The sequence below is a fragment of the Streptomyces sp. NPDC046203 genome, from assembly GCF_040646255.1.
GTDB lineage: Bacteria > Actinomycetota > Actinomycetes > Streptomycetales > Streptomycetaceae > Streptomyces.
This window is the reverse complement of the sequence record NZ_JBEYZX010000035.1, coordinates 1-14,834: the sequence shown is the minus strand read 5'-3', so window position 1 is coordinate 14,834 and position 14,834 is coordinate 1. Positions and strand designations below refer to the sequence as shown.

Below are 14,834 nucleotides of genomic sequence, written 5' to 3'. Positions count from 1 at the left end.
GATCTCACATGGCGGACTGATCGCGTTCGCCTGACGGACCGGGCGGGCGATCGGGCTGGTGGGGGCGGGTGGAGCGACCACTGCGGCCCCGCCCGCCCCGGGCCCCGTCCGGGTCGCGCCCAGGTCGTACGTACGCACCCGGCGTCCCCGCCCGCGCCCGTACCCGCGCCCGTACCCGCGTCCGGTCAGGCGTACGTCTCGACGATCTCGACGTCCTCCTCCGTCACCACACCCTCGACGATCCGGAAGGAGCGGAACTGGAAGGGGCCCGCGTCGTCGGCGTCGGCGGTGGAGACGAGGACGTAGTGGGCCTCGGGCTCGTTGGCGTAGCTGATGTCGGTACGGGACGGGTATGCCTCGGTCGCCGTGTGCGAGTGGTAGACGATCACGGGCTCCTCGTCCCGGTCGTCCATCTCGCGGTAGAGCTTCAGCAGGTCCGCGGAGTCGAACTCGTAGAAGGTGGGCGAGCGCGCCGCGTTCAGCATGGGGATGAACCGCTCGGGGCGGCCCGTGCCGGCCGGTCCCGCGACCACGCCGCATGCCTCGTCGGGGTGGTCCGCGCGGGAGTGTTCCACGATCTGGTCGTACAGGGCCCGGGTGATGGTCAGCATGCCGACAGGATAAGCCGACGGGCCGTTCCGTACCGGAGAGTGGTACGAAACGGCCCGCATGCTGAGAATGGCCAGGTCAGCGCACCTGACCGAGCGCTGCCGAGCGCCCCCGAGCGCCTACGACCGCTTGGCGAAGGAGGCGGCCTCGGGGTTGCGGGCCTTGAGGACCAGGTACGAGACCAGGAGCAGCAGGGCCCACAGCGGCGCGCAGTAGAGCGAGATCCGGGCGTCCTTGTCGAGGGCCATCATCACGATCACCATGCCGATGAAGCAGAGCGAGGCGACGCTGGCCCAGATGCCGCCCGGGGCCTTGAAGGTGGACTCGGGCAGCAGGCCCTGGTCGGCCTTGCGGCGGTAGCGGATGTGGCAGAAGAGGATGACGATCCACGCCCACATGCCGGAGATGGTGGCGAAGGAGACGACGTAGGTGAAGGCGTCGCCGGGCCACTCGTAGTTGACCCAGACGCCGACCATCATCAGCGCGGCGGAGACGGTGGTGCCTATCAGCGGCGTGCCGCTCCTCGTCAGCTTGGTGAAGACGGCCGGGCCCTGGCCGTTGAGCGCGAGGTCGCGCAGCATGCGGCCGGTGGAGTACATGCCGGAGTTGCAGGACGAGAGCGCGGCCGTGAGGACGACGAAGTTGACGATGGCCGCGCCGATGCCGAGGCCCATCTTCTCGAAGGAGCGCACGAACGGGGAGACGCCCGGCTGGAACTCGGTCCACGGGACGACCGAGAGGATCATGATCAGCGCGCCGACGTAGAAGACGGCGATGCGCCACGGCACGGTGTTGATGGCCTTGGGCAGGACGGTCTTCGGGTCCTTGGACTCGCCCGCCGTGACGCCGACGAGCTCGACGGCGAGGAAGGCGAACATGACCATCTGGAGGGTCATGAGGGTGCTGCCGATGCCGTGCGGGAAGAAGCCGCCCTGGTCCCACAGGTGGGTCATCGAGGCGGTGTCGCCGGCGTCGGAGAAGCCGAGGGTGAGGATGCCGGCGCAGATCAGGATCATGCCGACGATCGCGGTGACCTTGACCATGGAGAACCAGAACTCCAGCTCGCCGAAGAGCTTCACGGAGATGAGGTTCGCGCCGTAGAGGATGAAGGTGAAGACGAGGGCGGACAGCCACTGCGGGATGTTCCACCAGTACGTCATATAGGTGGCCGCGGCGGTGACCTCGGTGATGCCGGTGACGACCCAGAACAGCCAGTACGTCCAGCCGGTCACGAAGCCCGCGAAGGGGCCGATGAACTCCCGCGCGTACTCGGAGAAGGAGCCGGAGACGGGACGGTACATGAGCAGCTCGCCGAGCGCTCGCATGATGAGGAAGATGACCAGGCCCGCGATCGCGTACGCGAGGATGAGGCTCGGTCCGGCCTTGGAGATGCCCTTGCCGGCGCCCAGGAAGAGGCCGGTGCCGATGGCGCCGCCGATGGCGATCATCTGGATCTGACGGGCGCCGAGTGCCCGGTGGTACCCCTCGCCCGCCGCGGAGTCCGCGGCCTCCTGGCCGTCGTGCTGCGTGCCGACCTGCGCTGAGGTCATGGTGGTGCGCCTTTCTCCATGCTGATCCGCGTGGCGGCGCAATCGCGTGCGCCGTACCGCGGACCAGGTCCTGATCCCCCCGGATATGGATGGAGTGCCACCGGCGGTCAGCCGGCCGAAGCGCCCCCGGGAACAAGGGTGGCGTCCCCGGGCGGTCGTGAAGATCTATCACGGAGTCGACATGGAGTCGCCGTGAGCGACGATCGATCATGTGACCCACACCACATGACTATGCGGACAGAAGTGACCCAACACGGCAAACAGGGTCACTTCGATAACGTATTCGTTATCCGGATTTGAGCGTCCGCTGAGCGAACGCGCCAGGCGGGGGCGGGCTCGCCGGGGGCCGTCCGGTGGATCGGGGCCGGACGGACCGGACAGGCCGGGGCGTCTGGTGCGGTAGCCGACAAGGCGCCGGAATGCCTTCATAGCGGAGCTGTTCAGGCATTTCGACGGCGCGGCCAGGTGCCGTGCCGGGTGTCACGGCCCCGGCCGGGATCCGCCGGACGCCCCCTAGGCCATCAGAGGGGCACCAGGGGGTCGTCAGGGGAGGGCGTCAGGGGGCCCTCAGGGAGCCATCAGGGTCTCGACGAGGGTCTCCTGGAGACCGCCGAGCCAGAGGTACGCCATCACCATCGGCTTGCGCGGGTCGGAGTCGGGCAGCCGGTACAGCAGCTCGCTCTCCTCGTCCTCGGTGATCTCCAGCCGGGAGGCGATGGTCAGCCGCAGGTCGTTGAGGGTGCCGAGCCAGGCACGGGAACCCTCCGGGGCGAGTGCGAGGATCCCGCCGCCTTCACCCCCGTCCCGACCCTCGGCCTCGTCGGCGCCGTCGACGGCGGTCGCCCCACCGCCGCCGGACGCACCGGACACGCCGGACTCGGCGGACTCAGCGGACGCGGAGGAGGCGGAGGAGGACAGCTCGTCGAGGCTGCGGACCACGGCGAGCGCGTCCTGGCGCTTGCGCGCCCGCAGGTCGTTCTCGGTGAAGCGGCGGAAGTCGGCGGCGGCCTGCCGCAGTTCGTCGGTGTCGTTCCCGTACGCGTCGGGGAAGAGCCGGCGCAGCGCCGGGTCGGCGGGCGGCTCGCTCGGTCCCTCGGCGAACAGCGCGGCCAGCGGGTCCTCGCCCTGGGCGGGTTCGTCGCCGGGGCCGATCAGTTCCAGGAGCTGGACCGCGAGCGAGCGCAGGATGGAGATCTCGACCTGGTCGAGCGCGACGGCCGCGCCGCCGCCCGGGCGCGCCTCGAAGTGCCCCGCCATCAGCCGCGGTCCTGCGAGAGGGTCGCCCACAGGCCGTAGCCGTGCATGGCCTGCACGTCGCGTTCCATCTCCTCGCGGGTGCCGCTGGAGACCACCGCGCGGCCCTTGTTGTGCACGTCGAGCATCAGCTTGTGCGCCTTGTCCTTGGAGTAACCGAAGTACGCCTGGAAGACGTAGGTGACATAGCTCATCAGGTTCACCGGGTCGTTGTGCACGAGGGTCACCCACGGCACGTCCGGTTCGACGACTGCGGAGACCTCCTCGGCCGACTGGGTACGTTCGATCTCGATAGGCGCGACGCTCACGTGGCCCATGCTGCCACTAGCGGCGGCCCGTCGCACAAACGGGTCACCCGCGCCGCACCACTATTCGTCAGAATGACGAATAGTGCGCTAGCATCATCCTATGAACGCTGCGGACCTTGGGCTGCGAAACGACGAAGCGCGCGACGCGCGCGCGCTGAAGAGCGGCATCGGCCTGCCGGTGGACGTCCCGTCGACCGCGCTCTTCACCGACCAGTACGAGCTGACCATGCTCCAGGCCGCCCTCCGGGCCGGCACCGCGGACCGCCGGTCCGTCTTCGAGGTCTTCACCCGCCGACTGCCCGAGGGGCGGCGCTACGGGGTGCTCGCCGGAGTCGGACGCGTCCTCGACGCCGTCGAGAACTTCCGCTTCGACGCCGACGTGATCGGCTTCCTGCGCGAGCGCGGGATCGTCGACGAGCCGACCCTCCAGTGGCTGGCCGGCTACCGCTTCTCCGGCGACATCTGGGGCTACCCCGAGGGCGAGGTGTACTTCCCCGGCTCGCCCGTGCTGCGCGTGGAGGGCACCTTCGCGGAGTGCGTGCTCCTGGAGACGGTGATCCTCTCCATCCTCAACCACGACTCGGCCATCGCCGCCGCCGCGTCCCGTATGTCGGCCGCCGCCGGCGGGCGCCGGCTCATCGAGATGGGCGCCCGGCGCACCCACGAGCTCGGCGCCGTCGCCTGCGCCCGCGCCGCGTTCGTGGGCGGCTTCGACTCCACCTCCGACCTCGCGGCGGGCTTCCGCTACGGCATCCCGACCGTCGGCACCTCCGCCCACGCCTTCACCCTGCTGCACGACACCGAGCGCGACGCCTTCCGGGCCCAGGTCGACTCGCTGGGCTCCGGCACCACCCTGCTCGTCGACACCTACGACGTGGCCGAGGCCGTCCGCACCGCCGTCGAGGTGGCGGGCACCGGCCTCGGCGCCGTCCGCGTCGACTCCGGCGATCTGCTGCTCGTCGCCCACCGGGTCCGGGCGCAGCTGAACGAGCTGGGCGCGCACGACACCCGGATCGTGGTCACCTCCGACCTCGACGAGTACGCCATCGCCTCGCTGGCCGCCGCGCCGGTCGACGCGTACGGGGTGGGCACCCAGCTCGTCACCGGCAGCGGGCACCCGACCTGCTCGATGGTCTACAAGCTGGTCGCGCGGGCCGCGTCGGCGGACCCGAGGGCGCCGCTGACACCGGTCGCCAAGAAGTCCGTGGGCGGCAAGGTGTCCGTGGGCGGGCGCAAGTGGGCCGCCCGCCGGGTGGACGGCGACGGGATCGCCGAGGCCGAGGTGATCGGCACCGGTCCGGTGCCGCCCGAGCTGGTCGACCGGCAGCTGCTGGTTCCGCTGGTCAAGGCGGGTGACGTGGTGGCCCGCGAGCCCCTGGAGACGGCCCGCGCCCGGCACATCGCGGTCCGCGCGGGGCTGCCGATGTCGGCGATCCAGCTGTCGCGGGGCGAGCCGGTGCTGCCGACGGAGTACGTCTGACGGAGGCGGGGGCGGGGCGGCGGAGGACGTACGGACGGACGAGGGCGTACGTCCGGGCGAGGCGCGCGAGGTGTGAACCGGGCGGCCCCTGAACCGGGCGGCCCTCCGGCACACCGGCCCTCCTCCGCCCCACCCGCTCTGTCCGCCCCGCGCAGTCCCGTGCCGGCCGATCCGGGGTGCCCTCCCCCTCCCGCCGGGCGGGGGAAGTACCTAGGCTCGGAACCGGCCGCCGACCTCCGGCTTCGGCCCCTGGCTTCGCATTCCCGCCTTCGGCCCCGCCCTCCCCTCCCCCACACCGCTAAGGACACCCGCCATGCACCGCGCTTTGATCGTTGTGGACGTTCAGAACGACTTCTGCGAGGGCGGCAGCCTCGCGGTGACGGGCGGTGGCGATGTCGCGGCCGCCGTCACCGAACTGGTCGGCGAGACGGCCGGGTCCGCGTACAGACACGTCGTCGCCACCCGTGACCACCATGTCGCCCCGGGCGACCACTTCTCCGCGCACCCGGACTACGTCGCCTCCTGGCCCGACCACTGCGTGGCCGGCACCGAGGGCGTCGGCTTCCACCCGAACTTCGCGCCCGCCGTCGCGGGCGGCGCGATCGACGCGGTCTTCGACAAGGGCGCCTACGAGGCCGCGTACAGCGGATTCGAGGGGCGCGACGAGAACGGCAGCACGCTCGCCGAGTGGCTGCGCGCCCGGGACATCGCCGAGGTCGACGTCGTCGGCATCGCCACCGACCACTGTGTGCGCGCGACCGCCCTGGACGCGGTCCGCGAGGGCTTTCGCACCCGGGTCCTGCTCGATCTGACGGCGGGCGTCGCGCGGGAGACCACGGACCGGGCCCTGGAGGAGCTGCGCGCGGCGGGCGTGGAGCTGACCGGCAGCCCCGTCGTCGCGTAACCGTACGACCGTACGACCGGACGCGCAGACGACCGCCGGCGAGAACCGGAGCCTCGGAGCCTCGCGGCCCCTCGCCCCCGTCCCCTCAGCCCACCGGCGCCTTCGGCAGCATCCGTATGGAGTGCCACAGCTCCTGCGCGGTGATCCGCCACAGCAGCCCGTCCGGGTGGTGCAGCACCGCCGTGATCTCGTCGGGCGTGGGCGGCTCGGTGTTGCCGCGCAGATAAACGGAGCGCAGTCCGAGGTTGCGCAGCCGGGTCAGGGCGCGGGCGCGGTTCGCGGCGTGCACCAGGAAGCGGACGGTGGAGCCGTCGCCGGCCGGGCTGGGCAGCCCTATGGCGACGACGACACTGCCTCCGGGCAGGCGGCAGAAGCCTCCTGTGGACATGCGGAACCACTCCCCCGTGGAACGACTGTCAATAACAACAGACGGCCCGAGGTCGGCTCAGGCCGTACGACGCACCTAAACACGATCGGCCGCCGCCCGCTAGGGGGCGACGGCCGATCATGCTCTGACCTGCGGTGATGCTCAGGCTTTCGCCGTCACGTCACGGATTACTTCACGGACGGGCCGACCTCGACGGTGACCGTTCCGGCGTTGGGCTGCTCCTTGACCACCTGGATCTTGGTATTGGTGTCAGTGGTCTTGACGCCGGACCGCGGGTCCTGAGCGGTCCAGTAGGTGCCCGTGTGGTCGTCGAAGACCGGGTTGCCCGGGAGCGACGGGACCGTGGTGGCCTGGCCCAGCTTGTGCAGGACCATGCCGTCCGTCTTGGCGAGGGTGAACGGCGAGTCGTACGCCTGGATGCGACCGCGCATCAGGGTGCCGTCGTTCCAGCGCAGCGGCGTCGGGTGCGAGTCGATCGGCAGGACGCGGCCCTGGCCCGGGTGCTGGGAGGTGTTGTTGTCCTTCTGGGACAGGTCCCACTTCCAGATCAGCAGACCGTTCTGGTACGCGTAGTGCTCGACCCAGCTCGCCTTGTCGCCGGTGAAGCCGAAGTTGTACGGGCCGACCTCGAGGGTCTTGTCGTACGAGACGTACTGGCGGTTCTCGGCGATGTAGTACTGCTCGTAGTCCTTGGAGAACGAGGCACCGACGCGCGAGAAGCCGTTGGAGACCCAGCCGTTGTCACCGTTCTCGGCGTTGTCCGAGAAGATCGGCGCACCGTCGGCGGTCAGCGTGATGGCGTCGGCGGTGAAGCCCTTGCCGCCCGCGCCGCCGTCCGTCTGGTAGCGGAAGCGGAGGTCGAACTTCTTGCCCGCGTAGGCGCTCAGGTCGAACGAGAGCTTCTTGTGCGTGCCGGACTCACCGGTCAGCGCGGAGGCGCCGGAGGCGTCCTTCGGCAGCGGCTGGCCGTCGGCGGTGCCGTCGAGGGCGGTCCAGTTGGCGCCGCCGTCGGTGGAGACCTCCGTGTAGAGGAAGTCGTAGTCCTGCTCGATGTCCCACCAGCCCTGGAGGTCCAGGGAGGCGGAGGACTTGCCGGTGAGGTCGACCGGGCGGGTCAGGGTGTTCTTGAGGTCGTCACCCATGTCGCTCCACCACTGGTTCGCACCCTCGGCGGGGGCGACGACATCGGTGGTGACGTGCTCCTTCGGCAGCTCGACGACGAGCGCCTGCGGAAGCTTGGTGTTGTACTCCGACACGCCCAGCTTGTGGGTGGTCTTGGTGGCGCGCTGCGCGTCGCTGACCTTGTCGTAGTCCAGCCAGCCGAGCTGCAGCTTGTCCCAGGCGCTCATGTCGCCGGGCGTGTCGCCGATCGAGTCCTTGCCGGCGCCGAGCCACGAACCGGAGGACATGAGGGTCCAGAAGCCGGTCGAGTTCTCGCCACCGGAGGTGTCGTAGTGGTCCGGCAGACCGAGGTCGTGACCGTACTCGTGCGCGAAGACGCCGAGGCCGCCGTTCTCCGGCTGCATCGTGTAGTCGCCGACCCAGAGGCCGGTGTCACCGATCGGCGTACCGCCGGCCTTGTTGTACGACGGGCCGGTCTTGCCGTTGTCGGTGCCGTAGGCGTACCAGCGGTGCGCCCACAGCGCGTCGCCGCCCTGCGCGCCGCCGCCGGCCGACTCGTCCTCGCCCGCGTGGACGATCTGGAAGTGGTCGATGTAGCCGTCGGGCTCGTTGAAGTCGCCGTCGTTGTCGTAGTCGTAGCGGTCCCACTGGTCGTAGGAAGCCAGGACCGACTTGATGTCCGCGTCGGACTTGCCCTGTGCCTTCTGGTCGGCGACCCAGGCGTTGACGCCGTCGCGGACCGTGTCCCAGACGTTGATGCAGTTGGACTGGCCGCAGTAGTTCGAGCCGTAACGGGCCTCGTTGTAGCGGACCTTCACCCAGTCGGTGACCGTGCCGTCGACCGAGTAGCGGCCGGACGAGGTCTGCTCGTAGAAGGTCTTCAGCGACTGCTTGGGCTGCCCCTTCTCCTTGCCGGTGCCGAAGTACAGGTCCTGGAAGTGGGCCTGGTTGTAGTCGGCCTTCCAGGCGGTCGAGTTGTCGACCTTGCGGTCCGGCTTGGGTATGGAGTTGTGCAGCGGGCCGGGCTCGCCGCCGTACTTCGGGTCCACCTCGTCGCCGAACTCGACGAGGATGGTGAAGATCTTGTCGGTCTTCTCGCGGCCCAGCTCGACGTACTTCTTGTTGCTGAGCTTGACCACGTCGGAGCCGTTGCGCTTCTCGACCTTGGCCTTGCCCTTGAGCACGGCGTCGACAGCGGCCTTGCGCTGCTGGTCCTGCTTCTTGCTGAACGGACCGTCGAGGTTGTGGTCGACCGTCGTCTTGTCGACGGCCTGGGCCCGGTGGGCGGCCACGGCCGCCGGCGTGTCGTCGGCCCCGGCGGCCCACGCCGTCCCGAAGGTCGAGGCGGTGGCGGCCGTGGCCGCGAGCGCCACGACGACAGTGGACGCCATGATCGTCCGTCGTCTGTTGGTCACTTGTTTTCGTCCTCCCCGGCGCGCTCACCCGGCGGAATCGGTGGGGTGTCCGCCCAGGCGGTTGTGCGCGTCACAAGTGACGACATTCGACCGGAGTTGACGAAGAAAAACCAGATCTTGACTTGGACAGGCCAAGTGCACTATGCAGGACCGATTCTTCAATAGTCGGACTCTCCTGAGCCTCTGACGGACCCCCAGATGGATGCCCGGAGGGGGTACGGGCGGGTGGTGCGGACGCACCGGGGAGTACGCGGGATGGCATATGCCAGTCGTGTCTGTCGTACGGCGCACGGGGCTCCGGCGGCGGGGCTCCGACTGCGGCCCGGAGCCCCGTGCGCCGGACACCGGGCGGTGGGTGATGGGTGATGGGCGATGGGCGCTGGGCGGTGGGCGGTGGGCGGTGGGCGGTGGACGGTGGGCGGTGGACGGTGGACGGTTCGGGTCTTGCGGGACGGCCGCCACGTCACCGCCGCTCGGGAACGGTCACCACGACCGTCTTGGCCGCCTTGTCGTGCAAGCCCTGCTTGTACGGCTTGTCCAGCAGGATCAGGATCAGGATGAGCAGCGGCCACAGGCAGGCGCAGCAGATCAGCGCGGGCAGCCAGAGCACGAACGCGCGGACGAGGGAGGCGTTCATCGGCGGTGTGGAACCGTCGTTGAGCATCGCGACCCGCAGCTTCAGCCACTTCTTGCCGAGGGTCTGGCCGTTGCGCGCGACCATGACCGTGTCGTAGCCGACGTACGCGACGATCGTGATCAGCTGGAAGATCAACTGGCTGCCGCCGTTGAGGCTGTTGACCGTGTTGTTCCAGTCGTCGTTCTCGGTGATCCGCTCGTAGATGTGGAACGGGATGCCGATGAGGGCGAGCGGGATGGCGACGATCAGCCAGTCGAGGACGCGGGCCGCGATCCGGCGCACCGGATCACCGAGCGGCGGCATCCCGGCGAGGGGATCGGCGCCGAAACCGCCGTAGCCCCCGGGATCGCCGTACGGCGGCGGGGGTGGCATATGCCTGTCGTACGGGTTGCCTGAAGATGGCCCTTCGGGAGGAGGCCCGCCCGGTGGAGGTCCGCCGGGGGGCGGGCCGCCCGGTGGAGGTCCGCCGGGGGGCGGGCCGCCGAAGGGAGGTCCCGAGGGCGGGGGTTCGCCGGGGGGCGGGCCCGGGGGCTTCTTGCCGAAGGGGTCGTCCTCCGGGGGCGGTCCCGGAGGCGGCGGCTGATCGTTGCTCATGGGGGCAGTGCATCCCGCGCCCCCGGGCCCCGCAACGAATCGGCCCCCGTCCGGGTGACCCCCCGGGTGACACCCCGGTGAACGGGCCCTTGCCCGGCCGACGAGGCCCTGACCGCCGGTGGCTATCCGGCGGCGACGAACGTACGGGCGGCCTTGTCGTGCCAGCACTGCCGCCACGGCCGGTCGAACAGACACCAGAGCACGTTGACCACCCCGATCAGGAGCAGCCCGAGCACTCTGTAGACCAGCCAGCGGCGCAGGGCCGTGCCGAACGTGGGCGGTTCGTGCGCCTCGATGTCCCGGACCTGGATCCCGCACAGCTTCTTGCCGAGCGTGCGGCCCCACTTGGCGGTGGGCAGCACCTCGTAGAGCACACCGAGGAGGAGGAAGGCCGCGAGGATGACGCCGAACTGCCCGGCGGTCGTGGAGTCGACGAGCCAGACCTGCACGGTGACACCGGACTGACGGGCCGCCTCGATCTTGTCGTCGATATGGGCGAGGGCGGCGCTGCCCAGCGGGTAGGCGACGGCCCCGAGGACCGCGCCGACGACCACGCCGTCGATGATCCGGGCCAGCAGCCGACGGCCAAGACCGGCGGGCCGGGCGGCGGTCTGGTCGCGCATCGCCGCCAGGAACGGGTCCTCGACCGGCGGCTTCCAGGGGGTGACGGGCGGCTGCCCGGCGTCCGGGGCGGGCCGCGCCGGCTGGGCCACGGGTGCGGGCTGCGCGGGCCGCGTCTGCTGAGGGGGCGGGGAGGACTGCTGGGCCCAGGGTGAGGGCGCGGGCGCGGAGTTGACGGCTCCGCCGGCGCCGAGCGGTCCGAGCGGGCCGGCCGGTCCGGGCACGGCGGTCCGGCGGTCCTCGGGCCAGGCCGGGGCGGGGGCCGCGGCGGCCTCCTGGCGGACGGGGGCCGGGGCCGTAGCGGCGGGCCGGTCCTGCGCGCCGGCCACCGGGCGGCCGCCCTGGGGCGGCACTGTGCCCGTACCGCGCGCGGGGTCGGAAGCGGCTGCGGCCGGGTTGGCCGGGGCGGCTTCGGCGACGGGCCAGGAAGGCGCGTGGGACGCGTGGGGTGCCTGAGGCATCTGGGGCGGTTGCGGCACATGGGGTGCGGCGGGTGCCGCCGCCTGAGGAGCGGCGGGCCGGGCGCCGTAGGCCGCGGGTGCGCCGGTGGCCTTCAGGGTGGTGGTGGCCTGGTCGCGTACGGTCTCGGGCGACGGCATCGGCAACGGGGCCTGGGCCTGGGCGGGAACGGGCGTGGGGGCGGGCGCGGGCGCCGGTACGGACGCCGACGCGGGCGGCTCGGCGTGGCCGCCGGACGCGGGCCAGGCGGGGGACGCCGCCGCGCGCGGGTCGGCGCCGCCGGTGTGGCCCCAGGACACCTTCTGGTCCATCTCGCCGCCGAAGCCGGTCTGGCCGGAGGTGGTGGCCTGCCAGGAGGAGGCGGGTTCCGGGTCCTCGTCGAAGAAGAGCGGGCCGGTCTCCTCGACCATGGGCACTGGGGGGACCGCAGAGGCAGCCGGGACCGTCGGGGCCACCGGGACGGCGGGAACCACCGGGGTCGCGGGAGCCTCCGCCTCCGCGGGAGCGGCCGGGCCGGGCATCGGCGTGCCGGGGACCGGCGGGGCCGGCGGGGTCTCGCCCTCCTGGGGAGCCGGCCGGCTCGTCCCGGGGACCCACGCGCCCCCGTTCCAGTAGCGGATGTACCCGGGAATGGACGGGTCGGGGTAGTAGCCCGCCTGCGGTACGTCCCCGCCGCCTCCAGGTGGAGTAGCCACTGCCCCGACTCCGTTCAGTCACAAGGTCTTGATCCGCGCGGGCGCCCGCGCCCCAGGGAGGACAGTAACGAAGAACGCCCCCGTGGGGACATGGAGCCCGCCAGAAAGCCCGCTTCCGGGGGATGCCATCAAGAAAATGTGACGCAGAGTGATACTCGGGCCTGTGGCTGTCCGTTGGTCGGTCTGGTCCCGGCCGACGACGGGGACGCCCGGTCCACCCCCGTCCTGCCCTCATCGCGCGCCCGGTCCGCCCCCGTCCTCGGAGGCCCGGAAAAATTTCTTCGGAAACTTCTCCGAAGTCGCGTCATAGTCCGGACCGACCCCGCTCTCTCCTGGTGACGGCCCGCCGCGGGCCGCGCGGGAGAGAGGCGAAACCATCATGCAGAACACCGACAACACCGTGGTCGAGCGCGAGCTGGAGATGCAGCTCGTCCTGTCGCCCGAGTGCTCCGTCCCCGTCCCCGCCCGGCTCGCCTATCTGACCGGCGACCCGTACGCGATCCACATCGAGTTCCACGTCGGCTCCGAGTACCCGGTCGACTGGACCTTCGCCCGCGAACTCCTCGTCGAGGGCGTGTTCCGGCCCTGCGGCCACGGTGACGTCCGGATCTGGCCGACCAAGGTCGACGGCCGCAACGTCATCCTGATGGCCCTGTCCTCCCCCGACGGCGACGCCCTTCTGGAGGCCCCGTCCGCGCAGGTGTCCGCCTGGCTGGAGCGGACCCTGCGCGCCGTCCCGCCGGGCACCGAGGGCGACCGGCTCGGCATCGACGACGGGCTCGCCGAACTGCTCGCGACCACGGTCGTGGCGGACGACCTGTGGCCGCGCGACCCGTGGGGGTCGGACGAGTCCGCCGAGGACGACCGGTGAGGCGCCGACCGGTGCGACGCGCCGGCGCGTATCCGCCTGCCCTGCCCGCCCGGACCGCTCGGGCTCCCGGAACCGCCCACCCGCGCGTACGGCCGGCACCGGGAACGGGTGCGGATACGGATGCGGGTGCGACTGTCACCCCGGTCCCGGGCACGGCACCGGACCGAGGTACGTCAGAAGAGCTTGCCCGGGTTCAGCAGGCCCAGCGGGTCGAAGGTGCGCTTGATGCCGCGCTGGAGTTCGAGCCCCACCGGCCCGAGTTCGCGCGCCAGCCACTCCTTCTTCAGCACGCCGACTCCGTGCTCGCCGGTGATCGTGCCGCCCAGCGCGAGTCCGAGCGCCATGATCTCGTCGAAGGACTCCCGCGCCCGCCGCGACTCGTCCTCGTCGGCGGGGTCGAAGCAGACGACCGGGTGGGTGTTGCCGTCGCCCGCGTGCGCGCAGACGCCGATGGTCAGCCCGTACTTCGCGGCGATCGCGTCCGTGCCGGTGAGCATCGCGGCGAGCTTGGTGCGCGGCACGCAGACGTCGTCGATCATCGTGGCGGGCTTGATGGTCTCCAGCGCGTTGAGCGAGAGCCGGCGGGCCTGGAGCAGGAGTTCGGACTCGGCCGCGTCCTCGGCGGGGACGACCTCGGTCGCCCCGGCGGCCCGGCACAGCTCCCCCACCGCGGCCAGATCGGCGGCCGGGTCCAGGGTGTCGAAGGCGCACAGCAGCAGCGCCTCGGTGGTGTCGGGCAGACCCATGTGCGCGAGCCGGTTGACGGCCCGGACGGTGGTGCCGTCCATCAGTTCGAGGAGGGACGGGGTGTGGCCCCGCTCCATGATGGCGCAGACGGCCTCGCAGGCCGCCTCCGCCGACGGGAACTCGGCCGCGAGCGCGAGCTGCGCGGGCGGCTGCGGCTTGAGCGCGAGGACCGCCCCGACGACGATGCCGAGGCTGCCCTCGGAACCGACGAAAAGCCGGGTCAGGTCGTATCCGGCGACGCCCTTCGCGGTGCGGCGGCCGGTGCGCAGCAGCCGCCCGTCGGCGAGGACGACGTCGAGACCGAGGACGTACTCGGCGGTCACCCCGTACTTCACACAGCACAGGCCGCCGGACGCGGTGCCGATGTTGCCGCCGATCGTGCACATCTCCCAGCTGGAGGGGTCCGGCGGGTAGTACAGGCCGTGTTCGGCGACGGCGCGGGACAGCACGGCGTTGATCACACCGGGTTCGACGACGGCGATCCGGTCGACGGGGTCGATCTCCAGGATCCGGTCCATCTTGACCAAAGACAGCACGATGCAGCCGTCGGAGGCGTTGGCGGCGCCGGACAGGCCGGTGCGGGCACCCTGGGGGACGACGGGGACACGGAGCGCGGTCGCGGTGCGCAGGACGTGCTGGACCTGTTCGACGGTGCGCGGGAGCACGACGGCAGCGGGGGCGCCGGCCGTGCAGAAGCTCGCCATGTCATGGGCGTAGGAGGCCATGACGTCGGGGTCGGTGAGCACGGCTTCGGCGGGGAGTCCGGCGCGCAGCCGCGCGTGGAGTTCCTCCGGCCGCGCGCCGGGCTCCCCGGCGGCCCCCTCGGGCCCCTCGGGCCGGGGGTCGTCGTGACGGGCGTCGGATTCATCGCCGGAAAGAGCCTTGTGAAGATCGTCCATGTCTCCAGCCTGGCACTCGGGGCCATCGGTGTGAACCCGCCGGAACGGCCCTCGGCGCGCTCCTCGCCCGGCGGCGGGCGGCTGCACAGTGAGCGCCATGAGACCCGAGAACGTGTCGCGGACGGTCCTCGCCTCGGGCGTGGGCGCGGTGCTCGCGGCGGCGGCGCTGGTGTACGTGCCCGAGCTGGCCGGCCGGCCCGCGTAGTGCGGGGTGAGCAGAGCGTCCAGCTCCTCGTACGTGAACACGTCCTTGGCCGTGTCGAACTTGGCCGCCACCCGGG

Annotated in this window: 12 protein-coding genes; 3 read left to right on the top strand and 9 right to left on the bottom strand. The window is 71.4% G+C overall.

Annotation, left to right across the window (positions count from 1 at the left end):
* Nucleotides 1-185: 185 nt before the first annotated feature.
* The 4 genes from ABZ990_RS22700 to clpS all read right to left on the bottom strand — a co-directional run bounded on the left by ABZ990_RS22700 (nt 186) and on the right by clpS (nt 3,730).
* Complete coding sequence (locus ABZ990_RS22700; protein ID WP_361234395.1) at nt 186-611, bottom strand: M67 family metallopeptidase; 426 nt, start codon at nt 609-611, stop codon at nt 186-188.
* Between the two features lie 117 nt (nt 612-728).
* The gene (locus tag ABZ990_RS22695; RefSeq protein WP_361234392.1) at nt 729-2,159 is read right to left on the bottom strand and encodes an amino acid permease; all 1,431 of its coding nucleotides are present in this window, start codon (nt 2,157-2,159) and stop codon (nt 729-731) included.
* A gap of 567 nt (nt 2,160-2,726) precedes the next feature.
* The gene (locus ABZ990_RS22690) at nt 2,727-3,416 is read right to left on the bottom strand and encodes a DUF2017 domain-containing protein (protein ID WP_361234389.1); all 690 of its coding nucleotides are present in this window, start codon (nt 3,414-3,416) and stop codon (nt 2,727-2,729) included.
* Nucleotides 3,416-3,730, bottom strand: coding sequence for an ATP-dependent Clp protease adapter ClpS (gene clpS / locus ABZ990_RS22685; RefSeq protein WP_361234386.1), 315 nt, complete (start codon nt 3,728-3,730; stop codon nt 3,416-3,418). The genes ABZ990_RS22690 and clpS overlap by 1 nt, the downstream gene beginning before the upstream one ends.
* Before the next feature lie 169 nt (nt 3,731-3,899).
* On the opposite strand from clpS, the gene ABZ990_RS22680 reads away from it, so the two are divergent.
* Together ABZ990_RS22680 and ABZ990_RS22675 are read left to right on the top strand one after the other, a co-directional pair.
* Nucleotides 3,900-5,201 (top strand): nicotinate phosphoribosyltransferase, encoded by a 1,302-nt coding sequence (locus ABZ990_RS22680; protein ID WP_361234550.1) that lies wholly within the window; start codon nt 3,900-3,902, stop codon nt 5,199-5,201.
* A 313-nt stretch (nt 5,202-5,514) separates the two neighbouring features.
* Nucleotides 5,515-6,105, top strand: coding sequence for an isochorismatase family protein (locus tag ABZ990_RS22675; protein WP_361234384.1), 591 nt, complete (start codon nt 5,515-5,517; stop codon nt 6,103-6,105).
* 85 nt (nt 6,106-6,190) lie between these two features.
* On the opposite strand, the gene ABZ990_RS22670 is transcribed toward ABZ990_RS22675, so the two are convergent.
* From ABZ990_RS22670 to ABZ990_RS22655, 4 genes are all read right to left on the bottom strand, one after another.
* Nucleotides 6,191-6,493, bottom strand: coding sequence for a hypothetical protein (locus tag ABZ990_RS22670; protein WP_361234381.1), 303 nt, complete (start codon nt 6,491-6,493; stop codon nt 6,191-6,193).
* Between the two features lie 167 nt (nt 6,494-6,660).
* Entirely contained in the window at nt 6,661-9,030 is a 2,370-nt protein-coding gene (locus ABZ990_RS22665; protein WP_361234378.1) for an immune inhibitor A domain-containing protein, read from the bottom strand.
* 463 nt (nt 9,031-9,493) lie between these two features.
* Entirely contained in the window at nt 9,494-10,261 is a 768-nt protein-coding gene (locus ABZ990_RS22660; RefSeq protein WP_361234375.1) for an RDD family protein, read from the bottom strand.
* Nucleotides 10,262-10,383: 122 nt separating this feature from the next.
* Nucleotides 10,384-12,036 (bottom strand): RDD family protein, encoded by a 1,653-nt coding sequence (locus ABZ990_RS22655; protein WP_361234373.1) that lies wholly within the window; start codon nt 12,034-12,036, stop codon nt 10,384-10,386.
* Between the two features lie 379 nt (nt 12,037-12,415).
* Between ABZ990_RS22655 and ABZ990_RS22650 the strand changes: the two genes are divergently transcribed.
* Nucleotides 12,416-12,907 (top strand): SsgA family sporulation/cell division regulator, encoded by a 492-nt coding sequence (locus tag ABZ990_RS22650; RefSeq protein WP_361234370.1) that lies wholly within the window; start codon nt 12,416-12,418, stop codon nt 12,905-12,907.
* 173 nt (nt 12,908-13,080) lie between these two features.
* Here the strand turns inward: ABZ990_RS22650 and ABZ990_RS22645 are convergent, their stop codons facing one another.
* Nucleotides 13,081-14,553, bottom strand: a complete 1,473-nt coding sequence (locus ABZ990_RS22645) for an FAD-linked oxidase C-terminal domain-containing protein (RefSeq protein WP_361234547.1) — start codon at nt 14,551-14,553, stop codon at nt 13,081-13,083.
* Nucleotides 14,554-14,834: the final 281 nt, after the last annotated feature.

Coding starts and splice junctions, on each gene's coding strand:
- ABZ990_RS22700 (WP_361234395.1), bottom strand. CDS start 611: ATGCTGACCATCACCCGGGCCCTGTACGACCAGATCGTGGAACACTCC.
- ABZ990_RS22695 (WP_361234392.1), bottom strand. CDS start 2,159: ATGACCTCAGCGCAGGTCGGCACGCAGCACGACGGCCAGGAGGCCGCG.
- ABZ990_RS22690 (WP_361234389.1), bottom strand. CDS start 3,416: ATGGCGGGGCACTTCGAGGCGCGCCCGGGCGGCGGCGCGGCCGTCGCG.
- clpS (WP_361234386.1), bottom strand. CDS start 3,730: ATGGGCCACGTGAGCGTCGCGCCTATCGAGATCGAACGTACCCAGTCG.
- ABZ990_RS22675 (WP_361234384.1), top strand. CDS start 5,515: ATGCACCGCGCTTTGATCGTTGTGGACGTTCAGAACGACTTCTGCGAG.
- ABZ990_RS22670 (WP_361234381.1), bottom strand. CDS start 6,493: ATGTCCACAGGAGGCTTCTGCCGCCTGCCCGGAGGCAGTGTCGTCGTC.
- ABZ990_RS22660 (WP_361234375.1), bottom strand. CDS start 10,261: ATGAGCAACGATCAGCCGCCGCCTCCGGGACCGCCCCCGGAGGACGAC.
- ABZ990_RS22650 (WP_361234370.1), top strand. CDS start 12,416: ATGCAGAACACCGACAACACCGTGGTCGAGCGCGAGCTGGAGATGCAG.
- ABZ990_RS22645 (WP_361234547.1), bottom strand. CDS start 14,553: ATGGACGATCTTCACAAGGCTCTTTCCGGCGATGAATCCGACGCCCGT.